The sequence below is a fragment of the Microbacterium sp. SORGH_AS_0969 genome (assembly GCF_030818255.1).
Lineage (GTDB): Bacteria > Actinomycetota > Actinomycetes > Actinomycetales > Microbacteriaceae > Microbacterium.
This window is the reverse complement of record NZ_JAUTAG010000001.1, coordinates 3,637,820-3,652,276: the sequence shown is the minus strand read 5'-3', so window position 1 is coordinate 3,652,276 and position 14,457 is coordinate 3,637,820. Positions and strand designations below refer to the sequence as shown.

At 69.4% G+C, this 14,457-nt stretch carries 20 protein-coding genes; 8 read left to right on the top strand and 12 right to left on the bottom strand.

The features are described from left to right. Nucleotide 1 precedes the first annotated feature (1 nt). Nucleotides 2-733, bottom strand: a complete 732-nt coding sequence (locus QE388_RS17140) for a membrane protein insertase YidC (protein WP_275797025.1) — start codon at nt 731-733, stop codon at nt 2-4. A 112-nt stretch (nt 734-845) separates the two neighbouring features. After that, nucleotides 846-1,124, bottom strand: a complete 279-nt coding sequence (locus QE388_RS17135; RefSeq protein ID WP_275796998.1) for a DUF6412 domain-containing protein — start codon at nt 1,122-1,124, stop codon at nt 846-848. A gap of 60 nt (nt 1,125-1,184) precedes the next feature. Between QE388_RS17135 and QE388_RS17130 the strand changes: the two genes are divergently transcribed. Next, nucleotides 1,185-1,697, top strand: a complete 513-nt coding sequence (locus QE388_RS17130; protein ID WP_307386690.1) for a glycine cleavage system protein R — start codon at nt 1,185-1,187, stop codon at nt 1,695-1,697. A gap of 28 nt (nt 1,698-1,725) precedes the next feature. Here QE388_RS17130 and QE388_RS17125 read toward each other — a convergent pair whose 3' ends face one another. Beyond that, nucleotides 1,726-2,121 carry a DUF3054 domain-containing protein gene (locus QE388_RS17125; RefSeq protein ID WP_307386689.1) on the bottom strand — a complete coding sequence of 132 codons (396 nt, stop codon included), beginning with the start codon at nt 2,119-2,121 and terminating at the stop codon, nt 1,726-1,728. 103 nt (nt 2,122-2,224) lie between these two features. On the opposite strand from QE388_RS17125, the gene QE388_RS17120 reads away from it, so the two are divergent. Then, nucleotides 2,225-2,677 carry a VanZ family protein gene (locus QE388_RS17120; protein WP_307386688.1) on the top strand — a complete coding sequence of 151 codons (453 nt, stop codon included), beginning with the start codon at nt 2,225-2,227 and terminating at the stop codon, nt 2,675-2,677. Nucleotides 2,678-2,697: 20 nt separating this feature from the next. Here the strand turns inward: QE388_RS17120 and QE388_RS17115 are convergent, their stop codons facing one another. Beyond that, nucleotides 2,698-3,813, bottom strand: a complete 1,116-nt coding sequence (locus QE388_RS17115; RefSeq protein ID WP_307386687.1) for a HAMP domain-containing sensor histidine kinase — start codon at nt 3,811-3,813, stop codon at nt 2,698-2,700. Then, nucleotides 3,806-4,474 (bottom strand): response regulator transcription factor, encoded by a 669-nt coding sequence (locus QE388_RS17110; protein ID WP_307386685.1) that lies wholly within the window; start codon nt 4,472-4,474, stop codon nt 3,806-3,808. The genes QE388_RS17115 and QE388_RS17110 overlap by 8 nt, the downstream gene beginning before the upstream one ends. Nucleotides 4,475-4,525: 51 nt before the next feature. Here QE388_RS17110 and QE388_RS17105 point away from each other — a divergent pair, with 51 nt between their 5' ends. Continuing rightward, nucleotides 4,526-5,029, top strand: a complete 504-nt coding sequence (locus QE388_RS17105) for a metallophosphoesterase family protein (RefSeq protein WP_307386683.1) — start codon at nt 4,526-4,528, stop codon at nt 5,027-5,029. 150 nt (nt 5,030-5,179) lie between these two features. Here the strand turns inward: QE388_RS17105 and QE388_RS17100 are convergent, their stop codons facing one another. Together QE388_RS17100 and QE388_RS17095 are read right to left on the bottom strand one after the other, a co-directional pair. Beyond that, entirely contained in the window at nt 5,180-6,334 is a 1,155-nt protein-coding gene (locus QE388_RS17100) for an acyl-CoA desaturase (RefSeq protein ID WP_058628742.1), read from the bottom strand. A gap of 174 nt (nt 6,335-6,508) precedes the next feature. After that, nucleotides 6,509-6,712 carry a cold-shock protein gene (locus QE388_RS17095; RefSeq protein ID WP_013583139.1) on the bottom strand — a complete coding sequence of 68 codons (204 nt, stop codon included), beginning with the start codon at nt 6,710-6,712 and terminating at the stop codon, nt 6,509-6,511. A 530-nt stretch (nt 6,713-7,242) separates the two neighbouring features. On the opposite strand from QE388_RS17095, the gene QE388_RS17090 reads away from it, so the two are divergent. Together QE388_RS17090 and QE388_RS17085 are read left to right on the top strand one after the other, a co-directional pair. Further along, complete coding sequence (locus tag QE388_RS17090) at nt 7,243-7,593, top strand: biopolymer transporter Tol (RefSeq protein ID WP_307386681.1); 351 nt, start codon at nt 7,243-7,245, stop codon at nt 7,591-7,593. Nucleotides 7,594-7,646: 53 nt separating this feature from the next. Continuing rightward, nucleotides 7,647-8,138: a pyridoxamine 5'-phosphate oxidase family protein gene (locus tag QE388_RS17085; protein WP_307386679.1), complete on the top strand. Its 492-nt coding sequence runs from the start codon at nt 7,647-7,649 to the stop codon at nt 8,136-8,138. Between the two features lie 39 nt (nt 8,139-8,177). Here QE388_RS17085 and QE388_RS17080 read toward each other — a convergent pair whose 3' ends face one another. Further along, entirely contained in the window at nt 8,178-8,309 is a 132-nt protein-coding gene (locus QE388_RS17080) for a hypothetical protein (RefSeq protein ID WP_275044576.1), read from the bottom strand. Between the two features lie 167 nt (nt 8,310-8,476). On the opposite strand from QE388_RS17080, the gene QE388_RS18590 reads away from it, so the two are divergent. Together QE388_RS18590 and QE388_RS17075 are read left to right on the top strand one after the other, a co-directional pair. Further along, on the top strand, nt 8,477-8,632 hold the full coding sequence (locus QE388_RS18590) for a DUF2256 domain-containing protein (protein WP_081317363.1): 156 nt from the start codon (nt 8,477-8,479) through the stop codon (nt 8,630-8,632). Then, nucleotides 8,629-10,071, top strand: a complete 1,443-nt coding sequence (locus QE388_RS17075; protein WP_307386677.1) for a cryptochrome/photolyase family protein — start codon at nt 8,629-8,631, stop codon at nt 10,069-10,071. Before QE388_RS18590 ends, QE388_RS17075 begins: the two co-directional genes overlap by 4 nt. 143 nt (nt 10,072-10,214) lie before the next feature. Here the strand turns inward: QE388_RS17075 and QE388_RS17070 are convergent, their stop codons facing one another. Continuing rightward, nucleotides 10,215-10,430, bottom strand: coding sequence for a DUF2945 domain-containing protein (locus QE388_RS17070; RefSeq protein ID WP_058613150.1), 216 nt, complete (start codon nt 10,428-10,430; stop codon nt 10,215-10,217). A 182-nt stretch (nt 10,431-10,612) separates the two neighbouring features. On the opposite strand from QE388_RS17070, the gene QE388_RS17065 reads away from it, so the two are divergent. Beyond that, entirely contained in the window at nt 10,613-12,142 is a 1,530-nt protein-coding gene (locus QE388_RS17065; protein WP_307386675.1) for a catalase, read from the top strand. 102 nt (nt 12,143-12,244) lie between these two features. Here QE388_RS17065 and QE388_RS17060 read toward each other — a convergent pair whose 3' ends face one another. The 3 genes from QE388_RS17060 to QE388_RS17050 are packed head-to-tail and all read right to left on the bottom strand — an operon-like array spanning nt 12,245 to nt 14,438. Then, complete coding sequence (locus tag QE388_RS17060; protein ID WP_307386674.1) at nt 12,245-12,820, bottom strand: hypothetical protein; 576 nt, start codon at nt 12,818-12,820, stop codon at nt 12,245-12,247. Nucleotides 12,821-12,828: 8 nt separating this feature from the next. Further along, a complete protein-coding gene (locus QE388_RS17055) occupies nt 12,829-13,665 on the bottom strand; it encodes an endonuclease/exonuclease/phosphatase family protein (RefSeq protein ID WP_307386672.1) in 837 nt (278 codons plus the stop codon). Then, entirely contained in the window at nt 13,665-14,438 is a 774-nt protein-coding gene (locus QE388_RS17050) for a glycosyltransferase family 2 protein (RefSeq protein WP_307386670.1), read from the bottom strand. The genes QE388_RS17055 and QE388_RS17050 overlap by 1 nt, the downstream gene beginning before the upstream one ends. Nucleotides 14,439-14,457 lie beyond the last annotated feature (19 nt).

Genomic DNA, 14,457 nt, shown 5'->3' with positions numbered 1-14,457 from the left:
TTCACGCCGGCAGCGGGTAGCGCCGCCGGAGCAGGAGCCGCTGTCCGAGCGTCCACACCGTCGTCACGGTGAGATACAGCGCCGCCGCCAGGGGAACGAACAGCGCCACGACCGCGGTGGTGAACTGCAGCACTCCGACCATTCCCGTCATCCACGCCGGCGACGACGGATCGGTCGCCGGCCGCAGGAGCCGTCGGGTGAGTTCGGCCACGCCGGCGATCACGACGACGATGCCGGCGAAGACGACGAGGGTCGTGGCATCCATCGTTCCTGAGGTCAACGCCCCGATCAGACTGCGCCCGAGGGGGACGCCGAACAAGTCGTGCGTCAGGAGCGTGTTGGCGTGCCCTGCGACGGTCGGGTGCAGGAAGACGGCGTAGAGCAGCCCGACGATCGGCGCCTGCGCGAGCAGCGGGAGGCAGCCGGCGGCGGGGGAGGTGTTCTCGTCGCGGTAGAGCTGCATCGTCTCGCGTTGGAGACGTTCGGGGTTCTTGCGCCAGCGCTCCTGCAGCACGCGCAGACGCGGCGCCAGACGGGCGCGCGTCTGCTCGGCGCGGGCCTGGGAGATCCCCACCGGGATGAGGATGAGCCGCACGACGAGGGTGACGGCCACGACGGCGAGAGCGGCGGCGAGACCCCCGGCCAGGGGCGTGAGAGCGTCCGTGAGGGAGAGCAGGCCTTGGGTGGTGAGATCGAGGAGAAAGGCGAGTGGGGGCAGAGCGAAGAGGTCCATGAGGGTTCCGTTCGTGGCGGTGATCGAGGGATCGGTGATCGAGGGATCACTGCGCCACCGCCCCTCCGGAACGGATGCCACGGCCACCGTCACGGGACGGCGGGGGCGGGGGCTAGGCGGCGCGGGCCACGAATCCCGGCGCTCGAGGGCGGGGGTGCCCCGCTGCGTCGGGGTCGCTCTGCGTGAGCGGAGCGGAGGGATCGATCGGCCGCGGAACACGCGGCGATGCGCCGGCGAGCAGAGCCGGCAGAACGACGAGGACGATCGCGACGGTGGCGACAACGGCCGCGGCAAGGACCACGGCGAGCAGGGGAGCCCCGGTACCGGGCGTGAGAGCGAGCTCGGCGGTCGCGAGGAGCAGGTTCAGCAGGGCGATCAGCGATGCGATCACGTGCGGTCTCCTCTCGACGTCTCTCCCACGCTAGCAGGGGCCGCTCGCTACGCTGGGGCCATGACCACCCTCGTTCTGACCATCGTCGGCGACGACCGCGCGGGCCTGGTGTCGTCCGTCGCCGACATCGTCGACGCCCACGGCGGCAACTGGGAGAACAGCGAGCTCGCCGAACTCGCGGGAGCCTTCGCCGGCATCGTCGAGGTATCCATCGCCGCTGATCGGGCCGATGCCCTCCGCGCCGCCCTCGAGGGGCTGGCGGGTACCCTCGCGGTCACGGTTCACGTCGGTTCACTCGAGGGCACGGCATCCGCTCCGCACAGTGTCACCCTCGACGTCATCGGCAACGACCGCTCGGGCATCGTGCGCGAGATCACGTCGGCCCTCAGCGCACGCGGAGTGGGCATCGAGCGCATGTCGACGCAGACGACGGATGCCGCGATGGCGGGCGGCCGTCTGTTCGAGGCGTCCATCACGGTGACGCTCGTCGCGGGCGTCGAGATCGACGATCTCGTCGACGAGCTGGAGCGCCTGGCGGCGGAGATCCAGGTCGACGTCTCGCTCGCGGACTGAGTCCCGCGTCCGCGCGTGGCTCCGCGTCTCAGGCGGCCCGGCGGCGACGTGACGCCAGCCGCGCGATCGCGCGCCAGCCCACGAGGAAGAGCGCGAGCGTGATCGCCGCGACGATCACGAAGGCGACAGCGACGCCCTGACCGCTCACCGCGCGCAGCACCATGCCGACGGCGACGGTCACCACCCAGACGATGAGTCCCGTGCGCACCGGAGCGAGGGGAGCGCGCCACCCGCGGCTGATCAACCACCCCAGGCCCAACGCGACGACGAAAGGCCACGTCGTGGTCGCCAGCCCCGATCCGCCCGGTCCGAGGATGTCGCCGTCATGCGTCGCGCGCCCGATCGCGGCGAAGACGACGACGAAGACGACGTCGACGAGCAGGACGAGCGCGGGGTGGATGCGGGAGGAGGTCACGGCATCCATTGTCCTCGTCCGGGCGCGGCATATCGTCCGTGTATCGGAAGGCGCAGACGCGCCGGCAACACCTTGGCGTGTGGGCTGGGAGCCCGATCACCCAGGAGACTCCATGCCGAACGCCCCGGTCCTCACCCCCGCCCGTGTCCTCGTCGCCGCCGCAGCGCTCACCGTCGTCGGGACGCTCACGCTCGCGCCGCGGGCGCTCATCCGTCCGTTCCAGGAGAGGGCGATCGACGCGTTCTTCCTCGTGACCGAGCGATGGGGCGGCTTCGCGCCGGCGTACGACAGCGATGTCGTGATGAACGTCGCCCTGTTCGTGCCGCTCGGGATCGCGGTGGCGGCGCTGCTTCCCCTGCGGTTCGCACCCGCCGCCGTGCTCTTCGGGGCCGCCGTCTCACTCGCGGTCGAGACTGCTCAGTCGTTCATCCCGGGTCGGGTGCCCGACGCCGACGACGTTCTCCACAACACCATCGGCGCGGGCGTGGGCACGGTGATCGTGATCGTGTCGCGGTTGGTGGCGCGTGCGGCCGTCCGCGCGGGGGACATGGCAGCGCGCGGGTGAGGAGTCGCCCGCGAGACGGGTCACCGCTCGTGAACAGCGGTCGGCCGGGGCAGGCGCACGCGCGCGTGCAGTCCGCCGCCCTCGCGTGGCCAGAGCTCGAGCGAGCCCTCGTGCACGCGCACGATCGCGACGGCGATGGCGAGACCGAGGCCCGTGCCGCCTTCCGCGGGGCGGGCGCGCCCCGCCGCGCGAACGAACGGCTCGGGGAGCGTGGCCACCGTTTCACGGGACAGCACGGCGCCGGTGTTCGCGACGTCGATCACGACGCTGCGCGCGTCCGTCCGCACGGCGATCTGCGCCTCGCGCGCAAGCTCGCCGTCGGGTGTGCTGTGGACGATCGCGTTGTGCACGAGGTTCGTGAGCATCTGGCGGGCGAGCGTCTCGTCCGCGATCGCGACGGCGGGCGACACGATACGCGTGGTCAGCCGTGCGGACGTCCTCGTCGCGAGCGGAGCGAGCTCGCCGCACACTTCGGCGGCGAGGGCGTCGATCTCCACCTCGGTACGCGCCACCACGCCGCCGCTCGAGGCGCGCGAGAGGGCGAGGATCGCCTCCGTCAGCCGGATCGCCCGCTCGTTCGTGTCGTCGAGGCGGGCGATCAGCCGCTCGACGTCGACGCTCGCGGGGTCGGCCTTCGCCACCTCGAGCATCGTGCGCATCGTCGCGTGCGGCGTGCGCAGCTCGTGCGAGGCGTTCGCGGCGAAACGCCGCTGCTCCTGCACGGTCTCGGCGATGCGCGCGAGCATCGCGTCGAAGGTGTCGGCGAGGTCGGTCAACTCGTCCCGCCGGCCGGGGAGGTCCACGCGACGGTCCAGGCTCCCGTCGCGCACCGCCCGCGCGGCGTCGGTGATGCGCGTCAGCGGCCGGAGCATGAGACCCGCGACGATCCAGCCTCCGCCCAAGCCGATGACGGCGAGCCCGGCGACGGTGAACCACGCGTATTTCACGAAGACGTCGGCGAGGTCGCGGCGAGCGGGAGTGAAGAGGCCGCTCGTGGCGTAGAGGGTGCCCTCGGGCAGGAACCGCAGGACGAGGAACCCCACCGTGAACAGGGCGATCCCGACGATCACGACGAAGACTGCGTAGCTGAGCGTCAGTTTGATCCGGACCGAGAGTCCGGGCGGACGTTCACGCATCCGTGGGACCGATGCGGTATCCGACGCCGGCGACGGTCTGGATCAGCCACGGCTCGCCGAGGCGCTTGCGTAGCGTCGAGATCGTGATGCGGACGGCATTGGTGAAGGGGTCGGCGTTCTCGTCCCACGCGCGCTCGAGGAGGACCTCGGCGCTCACCACGCCGCCGCCCGCGGACATGAGTACCTCGAGCACGGCGAACTGCTTGCGGGTCAGCGAGACGTATCGGCCGTCGCGGTACACCTCGCGCCGGAACGGATCGAGACGGATGCCGTCGAGCTCGAGGATCGGGGGAGCCCCGGTCGCGGGCCGCCGCGCGAGCGCACGCAGTCGCAGCACGAGCTCCTTCAAGACGAACGGCTTGGTCAGGTAGTCGTCCGCACCGCTCTCGAACCCCGAGGCCTTGTCGTCGAGGCGGTCGGCGGCGGTGAGCATGAGCACGCGCGGGGCGGTCGGTTGGACGGCGAGGTGGCGGGCGATCTCGTCGCCGTTGGGTCCGGGGATGTCGCGGTCGAGGACGACGACGTCGTACGCGGTGTAGCCGAGCTGCTCGAGCGCGGAATCGCCGTCGCCCGCGATGTCCGCTGCGATCGCCTCCAACCGGAGTCCGTCGCGGATCGCCTCGGCGAGATAGGGCTCGTCCTCGACGATCAGCACGCGCATCCCGTCATGGTAGGCGGGACGGCGTATCGCGAGCGTATGTAGCGTGGAGTGATGGCGACCCGACTGCTGCTCGTGGCCGATACGCACGTCCCGAAGAGAGCCCGGTCGATTCCGGATGCCGTGCGCAGAGCGGCATCCGAGGTCGATCTGATCGTCCATGCGGGGGATTGGGTGACCGAGGCGGTGCTGGACGGGCTCCTCTCCCTCGGGCCCGTGCTGGGGGTGTGGGGGAACAACGACGGTGCCGATCTGCGCGCTCGACTGCCCGAGATCGCGCGCGCCGAGATCGAGGGGGTCCGCGTCGCCGTGGTCCACGAGACGGGTGCCGCGACCGGCCGGGAGAGACGGATGGACGCCGCGTTCCCGGACACCGACCTGCTCGTGTTCGGGCACAGCCACATCCCGTGGGACACCTCGACACCGGCGGGTGTGCGTCTGCTGAACCCCGGATCGCCGACGGACCGCCGACGACAGCCGCGGTGCACGATGATGACTCTCACGCTGGCCGAGGGGACGATCCGCGATCTCGCCCTGCACGAGGTCGTCCGCGACTGACGGCGTATCGTCCGCGTATGCGTGACCCGATAGGGCGGGGAGACGGCCGGGGCGAGTGTCCGTAGCAGAGGCTGCACGCACGGGTGACGGACAGAGGAAGGGCGCCGCAACCGGTCTCCCGGTGCGACGCCCTTCCCCGTGCGTGCGGGCTCAGACCCGGCGGGCCGCCGAGGTCAGCGGGCACTCGAACGGGTCGCGGGCCGCGAGGCCGACGCGGTTCAGGTACTGGATCACGATGCCGTAGGACTGCAGCAGCGTCGTCTCGACGTAGGGCACGCCGAGGGTCTGGCAGTGCTCGATGACGATCTCGCGCGCGCGGCTCAGGTGCGGCCGCGGCATGTTCGGGAACAGGTGGTGCTCGATCTGATAGTTCAGCCCGCCCATGAGCCAGGTGGCCCACCAGCCGCCTGAGATGTTGCGCGAGGTCCGCACCTGCTTGCTGAAGAAGTCGAGCTTCGCGCCGGGAGCGATCACCGCCATGCCCTTGTGGTTGGGCGCGAACGAGGCGCCCATGTACACGCCGAACACCGCGAGCTGGACACCGAGGAACGCGAAGGCCATGCCGAGGGGGAGGAACACGAAGACCGGGGCCACGAAGACCGTGAAGCGCAGGGCGATGAGTCCCAGCTCGGTCCAGCGACCCTTGACCTCGCCGCGCGAGAGCAGGTGGCGGATGGCCAGCACGTGCAGGTTGAGGCCCTCCAGCGTCAGCAGGGGGAAGAAGAGCCAGCCCTGCCGCTGGGTGATCCAGCGCTGGATGCCGCGGGCCTTGGCCGCGTCCTCGTCGAGGAACGAGATGGTGTCGATCTCGATGTCGGGGTCCTTGCCGACGCGGTTGGGGTTGGCGTGGTGACGGGTGTGCTTCGAGGCCCACCACGACTGGCTCATGCCGACGACGCCGTTGCCGATCCACAGCGCCAGACGATCGTTCGCGGGGCCCGAGGCGAAGATCTGACGGTGGTTCGCCTCGTGGGCGAGGAACGCCACCTGCGTGAACAGGATGCCGAGGGCTGCGGCGATCAGCAGCTGGAACCAGCTGTCGCCGAGGAGCACGAATCCGGCGATGCAGCCGGCGAAGGCCAGGACGAGGGCGGAGCCGACGAGAGCGTAGAACACGCGGGTGCGGACGAGGAGTCCGCTCTCGCGAACGACCTGGGACAGCTCTGTGTAGGCCTTCGCGATCGGGGGGAATTCGGTGGTGCCGGAGTAGGTCTGACGAACGGGGCCGAGACGGGACTCGACGATGGTGGAGGCGATGAACTGCTCCTCGTTTGAGGTGACCGGAGTCGGGATCCCGGGAGGCATCCTCGGGTTCGGCCAACCCTACGTGCCGACGTATGAGGACTCCGGTATACATCCACATGTGCAGGAGCCTCACGGGGAATACACATCTGCCGGACCCTCTCCGTTCACCTGCGAGCACAACGAAAGCCGGGCCGCCGCACGTGCGGCAGACCCGGCCTTCGGGTGTTGCGGAGCTTAGAGGGGGCGGATGTTCGCCGCCTGCATGCCCTTGGGGCCCTGCTCGGCGTCGAATTCGACCTTCTGCGCTTCCGTCAGCTCCTTGAAGCCGTTGCCCTGGATCGCGCTGAAGTGCGCGAACAGGTCGGCGGAGCCGTCATCGGGAGCGATGAAGCCGTAGCCCTTTTCGGAGTTGAACCATTTCACGGTGCCAGTGGCCATCGTGTTCTTCCTTTATTCATGTTGGGCCGCATAAGCGACCGTGGGCGCCGTTCCGACGAATGCGGAGCGGACGGGGACGCCGCGACACCGAGGTGGTGCCGCGTACGCGATGCCCGTCGACAGCGGCCTGAGCCGCCCCGACGGACGTGTGAATGCCGAGGTTCTCGCCGAGCGGACCCTGGGCTTCAAAGCCCGAGGTGGCCGCGCCGACGAAACCGGCATAGTCGGATCCGGCCGTCGCGACGAAGACGTCGAGATCGGCCTGGCGCCACGACAGTGGCGAAGGGTGAAGCGAAGACACAGAAACTTTCCGCGGGAGGCAGGCGATGACCGATGTCATCGAGCGTGCCGCGCGACGAGATAGAGGGGGATTCTGATGGTGAACGGCTCGGTGCCGTCCGCCCGACATCTCATCGATGAGGCGGGCGTCCATGAAGCAAATCCCAGAATTGATGATTCAACGGTAGCACGGATGCCCACGGGACGCCCGGGAGATTTTCGCGGACGTCGCCGGACGGTGGACTGGGGGCATGGCATCCGGGATCGACGACTCCACCGACGATGAACGCTGGCTCGTGATCGAAGGTCGTCGATGGCGCCGCACGGATCCGTCGCTCCCGCCGGGGCTGGTCGACCGCTTGAGATCGCACCTCGGACGGGCTCGCTCCGCGGTGCGGACGACGAAACGCGCGGGGGACGCTGACGGAACGGCTGACGCGCGTCGACGCGTCGGACTCGCCAAGACGGGGCTCGGCGAGCGCGGACCGCGGTGGTGGGAAGAGGACGTGGCCTCTCGCCTCGACCGCGCCGGCGAGGCGCTCGCAGAGCTCGATCGGCTCGCCCCGCCGAGAGCAGACGACGGCCCTGACGTCAACGCGTAGCGCTCGTCGGAGTGAGCCGGTGGGCTGGGGATTCGTCAGAAAGAGGGAGTGTCATGTCATCCACCGACACCGAGCTGGAAACGCTCAACAAACTACTGAAGAAGTTCCGCTTCGCCATGGTCACCACGCGGGCCGAGGACGGCGCGCTCCACGCTCACCCGTTGACAGTCCAGGAGCGGGAGTCCGACGGCGACCTGTGGTTCATCGTCGGTACGCACGCCTCGGCCGTCGAGCACGTGCGGCGGGACCCGAAGGTCGGACTGTCGTTCAGCTCGGACAGCACGTGGCTGTCGCTCGCCGGTCACGCCGAGGTCGTCGACGACCTCGCGAAGCTCAAGGAGCTGTGGTCGACGACGGTCGAGGCGTGGTTCCCGGACGGCCCCGAGTCCCCGGGGGTCACGCTGCTGAAGGTCTCCGCGCTGACCGGCGAGTACTGGGGAAGTGCAGGAGGGCGCCTCGCGACGGCGATCGCCCTGGTCACGTCGAAAGTGACCGGCGAGCGTCCGAAGGGCGGCGAGAACGAGAAGTTCGATCTGACCGACTGATGCGACGAAGGGCCCCGCGCGCGGGGCCCTTCGTGTGCGTCATCCTCCGGAGGGGTTGTCGACGGGCTCGCCGTCGTCGTCGGTCGTGTCGGGAATCTCTGGCGCGTCGGCGGTCTCGAGCTCGTCGGGCTCGTCGGCGGTGTCGTTCGTACGGTCCGGTGTCGTGTCCATCGGGCGACCCGATCACGGACTCCCGCGATTGCGTGCGGGCCTTGCGCGTGCTCCCCGTGTGTGTCAGCGCTGCGGGCGTCAGCGCCGTGCGGGAGCGCTTGTGTGAGCGCCCCGCGTGCCAGCGCAAGCCCCCGACGTTACGAGTCGCGTTTTGCGACGATGACGCCATGTCACGACCCGAGGTGCGCTCCAAGCCGTGCGCTTACTGCGGACGCCCGTTCACCGATCGCAAGCGGTGGAGCGGACGTGACCAGTGGGACGAGGTCCTCTACTGCTCGCGTGGGTGTCGCGCCAACGCCGCAAGACAGAGGCGGCGCGCGTGAGGGCCGCACTGATCCTCGCGACGCAGCAGTTCGCCGAGCACCCCGCCTACGCCGACGACGATGTCGAGGAGTTCTTCTTCATCGAGTCGGCGCCCCGCTTCCGCAAGCTCCCGTACCACCGGCACAAGATCGTGCTGTTGATCTCGGCGATGCGGCACACCGCCGCCCGGCTCGAGGCCGAGGGGCGGACGGTGCGTCGGATCACCCTCGCCGACGACCTCGGCTTCAAGGCGGGTCTGGAACGCCTGCTGCGGGAGCACCGCGTCACCGAGTTGACGTGGATGAGCGATCCGAACCGCCCGGTCGACGAACGGATCGCCCGCATCTGCGCCGATCACGACGTCGAGACCGACGTCCTCCCGGACGGGCTCTTCCTCACCCCCGAAGAAGAGGTCGACGCCTGGTTCGCCGAGCACCCGACGCCGCTCATGGAGGACTTCTACCACTGGCAGCGCCGGCGCACCGGCATCCTGATGGACGGCGGCAAGCCTGCCGGTCGACGCTGGAACTTCGACGCCGACAACCGCAAGCCGTTGCCGAAGAAGGGCGTCGAGATCCCGCCCCTCCCTCAGCTCGAGCACGACGAGATCACCCGGGCGGTGATCGCCGACGTGGACGCGCGCTACCCCGAGCACCCCGGGCGCGCGGCCGATTTCTGGCTCCCCGTCACGCCCGAGGATTCCCGCGACTGGCTCGACGTCTTCGTCGCCGAGCGCCTGCACGACTTCGGCCGGTACGAGGACGCGATGAAGGCCGACGAGCCGTTCCTCTTCCACGCGATCATCTCGCCGATGCTGAACATCGGGCTGCTCACCGTCGAGGAGGTGGTCGCCGCATCGACCCGCACCGATGCCCCTCTGGCATCCGTCGAGGGGTTCATCCGTCAGGTGATCGGGTGGCGCGAATACATGCGCGGGATGTACCGCGCGCACCCGAAGCTCGAGCACGTCAACGCGCTGCACCTCGAGAAGCGGATCCAGAAGTACTGGTACTCCGGAGAACGGATGCCGAGCGACCTGCCCGTGCCGGTGCGCACGGTTCTGGAGCGGGTGCACAGCTGGGGCTACGCGCATCACATCGAGCGACTCATGGTGCTGGGCAACTGGTTCCTGCTGCAGGGGTACGCGCCACGTCAGGTGAACGCGTGGTTCCTCGCGCTGTTCGTGGACGCATACGACTGGGTGATGGTGCCGAACGTCATGGGCATGAGCCAGTTCGCCGACGGCGGCTTCGTGGCCACCAAGCCCTACGTCTCGGGTGGGGCCTATCTGCAGAAGATGGGCTCGTGGTGGCCGTCGGCTCAGGATGCCAAGGAGTCGGTGTTCACCGACGCGTACTGGGAGTTCCTCGAGCGTCACGAGGACGTACTGGCGGGCAACCACCGGCTGGGGCTGGCCCTGGCGCAGATGCGGAAGCGGCGGGACGCGAAGGGGGAATGAGCGGGTTCCGGTCCCTTCGACAGGCTCAGGGACCCGGGTGCGGAGGTGGCTGAGCTTGTCGAAGCCGCCGGTCTTCGTGGTTCCGGTCCCTTCGACAGGCTCAGGGTCCTGGGCGGCCGCTGAGCCCGTCGAAGCGTCCGCGGTCAGCTCTTCAGCTTGTTCAGCGCCGACCCCTTGTGAGCCGCGGTCGACCCCGACTTCTCCGACTTCACGATGTAGGCCGGGTCGTCGTCGGATGCGGTGAACTTCTGGCCGTCGTGCTGGAAGTCCTTCGTCTTCTTCTCGACGACTTCGCCCTGCGTGCGCCCCTGCGGGGTGTCCCAGCTGACGCGGTCGCCTTTCGACAGATCCTTCGACATGTGCGGTTCCTCTCGTTCGGTCCCGCCATGCTCCCGACCCGGCCGGCCGGGGATCGGGGGATTGACAGGCTCTGGCCCCTACGTGGTCCGAGGACGAACCGCAATGCCTCGGCGATGTCGGAGCCCGTGCGTAGCGTCGTCCCTGGCCCTTTCGTTTCCCGGCCCACGACGTGAGGAGAGCCATGACCGAGCCGACCACCACGAACGGCGGCGCCCCCGTCGCCAGCGACGAGCACTCGCAGAGCGTCGGAGCCGACGGCTCCATCGCCCTGACCGACCACTATCTGATCGAGAAGCTCGCGCAGTTCAATCGCGAGCGGGTTCCCGAGCGCGTGGTGCACGCCAAGGGCGGCGGGGCGTTCGGCACGTTCCGTACGACCGGTGATGTCTCGGCCTACACGCGCGCGGCGCTGTTCCAGCCCGGCGTCGAGACCGAGATGCTCGCACGTTTCTCGTCGGTCGCGGGTGAGCAGGGGAGCCCCGACACCTGGCGCGACCCGCGCGGATTCTCGCTGAAGTTCTACACGACCGAGGGAAATTACGACCTCGTCGGCAACAACACCCCCGTCTTCTTCGTCAAGGACGGCATCAAGTTCCCCGACTTCATCCGCTCGCAGAAGCGCCTGCCCGGCAGTCACCTGCGCGACAACACGATGCAGTGGGACTTCTGGACGCTGTCGCCCGAGAGCGCCCACCAGGTGACCTGGCTCATGGGCGACCGTGGCATCCCGGCCTCCTGGCGTCACATGAACGGCTACGGCTCGCACACCTACCAGTGGATCAACGCCGAGGGCGAGCGCTTCTGGGTGAAGTATCACTTCCACACCGACCTCGGTCACAAGACCCTCACGCAGGACGAAGCCGACCAGATCGCGGGTCAGGACGCCGACTTCCACATCCGCGACCTGTATGCGGCGATCGAGCGGGGCGAGTTCCCGACGTGGACGCTCAAGGTGCAGATCATGCCCTACGACGATGCGAAGACCTACCGCTTCAATCCCTTCGACCTGACAAAGGTGTGGCCGCACAGCGACTACCCCGAGATCGAGGTCGGCACGATGGAGCTCAACCGCAACCCGGGCAACTACTTCGCCGAGATCGAGCAGGCCGCGTTCGAACCGTCGAACTTCGTGCCCGGCATCGACGGCAGCCCCGACAAGATGCTGCAGGCGCGCATCTTCAGCTACGCCGACGCGCACCGGTACCGCGTGGGCACGAACTACCAGCAGCTGCCGGTCAACCGTCCGCACACCGAGGTGCACTCGTACTCGAAGGAGGGCGCGATGCGCTACGAGTACAACCCGCCCGAGGTGCCCGTCTACGCTCCCAACTCGGCGGGTGGCCCCGCGGCCGATCCTCGTCGTGCCGGTGACGGCGGATGGCAGAGCGACGGCGAGCTCGTGCGGTCGGCGGCGACCCGGCACCCCGAAGACGACGACTGGGGACAGGCCGGCGCTCTGGTGCGCGAGGTGATGTCAGCCGAGGAGCGCGATCGTCTCGTCGAGACCATCACCGGACACGTGGGCGGCGTGACGCGCAGAGACGTCCGCGATCGTGCCGTGCAGTACTGGAAGAACGTGGATGCCGAGATCGGCTCTCGCGTCGAAGACGGGCTCCCGCCGCTCGAGGACACGACCTCTCCCGGCGAGCAGCTCAGCGAGCCGAATCCCGACGGCGACCTCGTGGGCCGCGACGTCGCGGGCAAGATCTGACGGCTGCCCCGCGGGGCGGGGAGTGCCGGTTCCGGCACTCCCGCCCCGGCGGGGTGCCTCGACGGGGAACGCATCCGTCTCGGCGGGGAACGCGTCGCGCGTCTACAGCCGGGCGCGGTCGGGCCGGGTCAGGCGGAATCGGGAGGCCAGCACCCCGGCCACGAGTGCTCCCGCGCCGCCGGCCATCATGTCGCCGATCGTGTCGTCGTAGGTCACGAAGATGGCATCCGTGATGAAGCGGTAACCGAACCACTCGACCATCTCCCACACGGCGCTCAGTGCGAGCCCGGTGATCGTCGCAAGGACGATCGGTGTACGGCGACGACCCGTGGGGGAGATCACGCGCGCGTCATCGAGCAGCACGAGCGCGACAGCCGCGAGGACGCCCGTGCATGCGAGGTGCACGACGAGGTCCCAGCCCGTCCACGCGCGGTACAGGTCGATGACGTTGCTGCCCGCGGCCACGAACACCGTGACGCAGGTGATGAGGTCGAGACCCGAGCGCAGCCCGATCATCCGCGACAGCATGACCGCGGGCAGCGACATCGACAGCACCGCGAAGTCGGTGAACGGCAGGGTGAACAGGGACACGATGACGACGACGATCGCGACCGCCCGCACGAGGTCGGCCAGCCAATCGGTCACGCTGCGCGGGGGACGCTGAAGATTCGCGTACATGGCCCGGATCATCGCGGGCCCCCCGACGGGTGGATACGTAGGACGGCCTCCACGGGCAGATGGTCGCTCGGCCACTGCGTGCCCGTCGGGCGGGGGTCGATGCCGACCGCACGGACGCCCACGTCGGGGGTGACCAGGAGCGCGTCGATGCGCCGTGCGCCGACACGAGGGGCCGCGTAGTTGTTGAACGTCCCCCACTCGGCGGTCCGGCGCGCCGGGGCGTACGACCAGGTGTCCACCAGGAGGCCGTCGGCGAACATGCCCGCGAGCTCGGCCGAGCGGATGTGCGCGTTGACGTCGGCGGTGAAGACGAGAGGGAGTTCGCGCCGCGCAACGAGGTCGTGCAGCCAGGTCGCCGAGCGGCGCCGCGCCCGCCGAGAGAAGGCGTCGAAGTGCGTGTTGACGAACGTGAATCGCGCGTCCGTCGCCCGATCGCGCAGTCGGGCGACGACCGCGACGCGGGGGATCGTATTGCCCCAGCCCGTCGACCCCGGGACGTCGGGGGTGTCCGACAGCATGACCTGCTCCCAGTCCTCGACCTCGATCCGGTCCCGGTCGTAGAACAGGGGAGTCCCCTCGCCCTCGCGATTCTTCCCGCGTCCGAGTCCGATCCGCCCGTACTGCGACCCGAGGGAGACCTGCACCCAGGAGGCCTGATCGGGCATCGCCTCCTGCGATCCGAGCAGATGCGGCCGACGGGCGCCGAGGAAGGTGCGCAGGCGTTGCTTCCGCATCGGCCACCGATCGGCGGGCTGCCAGGTGATCCGGTCGAAGCGTCGTCGGATGTTGAAGCTCATCACGTCCAGGTCCGGCGCCGTGACGTCGGGGAAGAGGATGCCGGCCATCAGCGCCCGGCCCCGATCCGGGCGGCGCGGCGTCGCGCTCGCGCCACCCGTGCCCACCGCACGGGCGGGACATCCGCGGGCCAGTGCGCGAAGACGGTCCCCGCCCCGCGGCGGAAGCAGCGCGCGAACCGCCGCGGCTCCACCGTGCGGGACGAGACCCGCATGTGCCGTCCCGGCACGTACCGGATGCGGTGGTCGACTCCCAGGTGATAGGCGAGGTCGAGGTCATCGTGCAGTTCGGGGTCGAGGTGGACCCGGTCGCGCACCGCCTCCCACGCCGCGCGGCGGAACGCCATGTTCGATCCCCACAGCGGCGTGTGCCCGAGCGCGGGGAACGCGAACGTGTTGTACGTGCCGAGGAACACGCGGGCCATCAGCACACGCTGGGAGGCGGGACCGTCATGGAACACCGCACCGCCGGTCACGGCATCCACCTCCGGATCGGCGAGGGCTTCGACCATGCTTGCGATCCAGGTGGGAGCAGGAAGGCTGTCGGCATCGAGACGCAGGATGAGCTCCCCGCGCGCGGCGTCGTATCCGGTCGAGGCCGCGGCGGGAATGCCGCGCTCGCCGCAGAACACCACGCGAGCTCCGGTGGCGCGCGCGATGTCGGCGCTGTCATCGGTCGAGCCGTTGTCGACGACCACGACCTCGTCGGCCGCGAGGGTCTGCGCGGCCAACGCCCGCAGGCATCGCCAGAGGTGCGGCCCGTCGTTCAGCACCGGAATGACGACCGACACGCCGACGACCGGATGAGGGGGTCTTTCGGGCACGACGAACTCCAGACGACGA

Coding starts and splice junctions, on each gene's coding strand:
- QE388_RS17060 (WP_307386674.1), bottom strand. CDS start 12,820: ATGTACGCGAATCTTCAGCGTCCCCCGCGCAGCGTGACCGATTGGCTG.
- QE388_RS17065 (WP_307386675.1), top strand. CDS start 10,613: ATGACCGAGCCGACCACCACGAACGGCGGCGCCCCCGTCGCCAGCGAC.
- QE388_RS17095 (WP_013583139.1), bottom strand. CDS start 6,712: ATGGCCACTGGCACCGTGAAATGGTTCAACTCCGAAAAGGGCTACGGC.
- QE388_RS17105 (WP_307386683.1), top strand. CDS start 4,526: ATGGCGACCCGACTGCTGCTCGTGGCCGATACGCACGTCCCGAAGAGA.
- QE388_RS17080 (WP_275044576.1), bottom strand. CDS start 8,309: ATGGACACGACACCGGACCGTACGAACGACACCGCCGACGAGCCCGAC.
- QE388_RS17125 (WP_307386689.1), bottom strand. CDS start 2,121: ATGGATGCCGTGACCTCCTCCCGCATCCACCCCGCGCTCGTCCTGCTC.
- QE388_RS17130 (WP_307386690.1), top strand. CDS start 1,185: ATGACCACCCTCGTTCTGACCATCGTCGGCGACGACCGCGCGGGCCTG.
- QE388_RS17090 (WP_307386681.1), top strand. CDS start 7,243: ATGGCATCCGGGATCGACGACTCCACCGACGATGAACGCTGGCTCGTG.
- QE388_RS17140 (WP_275797025.1), bottom strand. CDS start 733: ATGGACCTCTTCGCTCTGCCCCCACTCGCCTTTCTCCTCGATCTCACC.
- QE388_RS17100 (WP_058628742.1), bottom strand. CDS start 6,334: ATGCCTCCCGGGATCCCGACTCCGGTCACCTCAAACGAGGAGCAGTTC.
- QE388_RS17115 (WP_307386687.1), bottom strand. CDS start 3,813: ATGCGTGAACGTCCGCCCGGACTCTCGGTCCGGATCAAACTGACGCTC.
- QE388_RS17110 (WP_307386685.1), bottom strand. CDS start 4,474: ATGCGCGTGCTGATCGTCGAGGACGAGCCCTATCTCGCCGAGGCGATC.
- QE388_RS17070 (WP_058613150.1), bottom strand. CDS start 10,430: ATGTCGAAGGATCTGTCGAAAGGCGACCGCGTCAGCTGGGACACCCCG.
- QE388_RS18590 (WP_081317363.1), top strand. CDS start 8,477: ATGTCACGACCCGAGGTGCGCTCCAAGCCGTGCGCTTACTGCGGACGC.
- QE388_RS17120 (WP_307386688.1), top strand. CDS start 2,225: ATGCCGAACGCCCCGGTCCTCACCCCCGCCCGTGTCCTCGTCGCCGCC.
- QE388_RS17085 (WP_307386679.1), top strand. CDS start 7,647: ATGTCATCCACCGACACCGAGCTGGAAACGCTCAACAAACTACTGAAG.
- QE388_RS17055 (WP_307386672.1), bottom strand. CDS start 13,665: ATGGCCGGCATCCTCTTCCCCGACGTCACGGCGCCGGACCTGGACGTG.